General features: G+C 43.1%; 1 protein-coding gene and 1 tRNA gene. Both read right to left on the reverse strand.

Annotated features, from left to right (window positions below):
- Nucleotides 1-58: 58 nt before the first annotated feature.
- Nucleotides 59-133: transfer RNA gene (locus HMPREF9441_RS17175), tRNA-Val, on the reverse strand.
- Between the two features lie 160 nt (nucleotides 134-293).
- Nucleotides 294-1275 (reverse strand): ATP-dependent DNA helicase RecG (locus tag HMPREF9441_RS17180; RefSeq protein ID WP_008623576.1); only part of this gene is annotated, 982 nt, incomplete at its 5' end.

Below are 1275 nucleotides of genomic sequence, written 5' to 3' on the forward strand. Positions count from 1 at the left end.
ATTACTTATTAAACACAAAAAAAGGCTCTCAAAAAATGAGTAGCCTTTTTTTGTTTTGTGGACTCTACTGGATTCGAACCAGTGACCCTCTGCTTGTAAGGCAGATGCTCTGAACCAGCTGAGCTAAAAACCCTTACGTTTTTAAATCGGGTGCAAAAGTACAACCTTTTTTTATAACCTCCAAATATTTTGCATATTTTTTTAGTAAAAATATACTATTCGCAACATTATCAACTGATTATCAACACAAAATACAGGTGCATACTTTATTAAAGTCTTAACTAATCTGCTAATTAGCTAATGTATTTCCATAGGTTTTTGTGGCGTTGGAGTTGGTCGAGGGTGTAGGCTACGCATTGATGCTCTGGCTGGACTAAGTCGGGGTCAGCTTTGAGGAGGTCGATAGCATAGGCACGGGCTGCTTTTAGTATCTCTTGGTCTTTTACAATATCAGCTATTTTTAGGGCAAGTACCCCACTCTGTTGAGTGCCCATTAGGTCGCCAGGCCCGCGCAGTTTGAGGTCTACTTCCGCTATCTCAAAACCATCATTAGTGCGCACCATTGTCTCCATACGCGTACGGGTATCATTACTCATCTTGTTGCCTGTCAGCAGTATACAATAGCTCTGCTCGCTACCACGCCCTACACGTCCGCGTAGCTGATGCAGTTGCGATAAACCAAAGCGCTCGGCACTCTCTATAACCATCACTGAGGCATTAGGCACATTGACCCCTACCTCTATGACAGTTGTCGCCACCATTATCTGGGTTTCGTTTCGCACAAAACGCTCCATCTCGACATCTTTCTCCGCAGGCTTAAGCTTGCCGTGCACTATTGAGACTTTGTATTTAGGTAGCGGAAAAGAGGCACTGATATACTCGTAACCCTCGGTTAAGTTTTTAAAGTCTAAGGCTTCTGATTCTTCTATCAGCGGATATACTACATACGCTTGTCGCCCTTTGTCTATTTCTTTTTTGACAAACTCATATGTTTCTGCACGTCGATTTTCAAAATGATGTATGGTTTTAATAGGCTTTCTACCAGGGGGTAACTCATCTATTACCGACACATCTAAGTCGCCGTACACGCTCATCGCTAAAGTGCGCGGTATAGGAGTGGCAGTCATTACTAATATATGAGGCGGCAAGGTATTTTTGCGCCAGAGCTTAGCACGCTGTTCTACCCCAAAACGGTGCTGTTCATCAATAATAGCCAAGCCCAAGTTAGCAAACTGTACCTTATCTTCTAACAAGGCGTGAGTGCCAATGAGTATA

The organism is Paraprevotella clara YIT 11840 (assembly GCF_000233955.1).
Classification (GTDB): domain Bacteria; phylum Bacteroidota; class Bacteroidia; order Bacteroidales; family Bacteroidaceae; genus Paraprevotella; species Paraprevotella clara.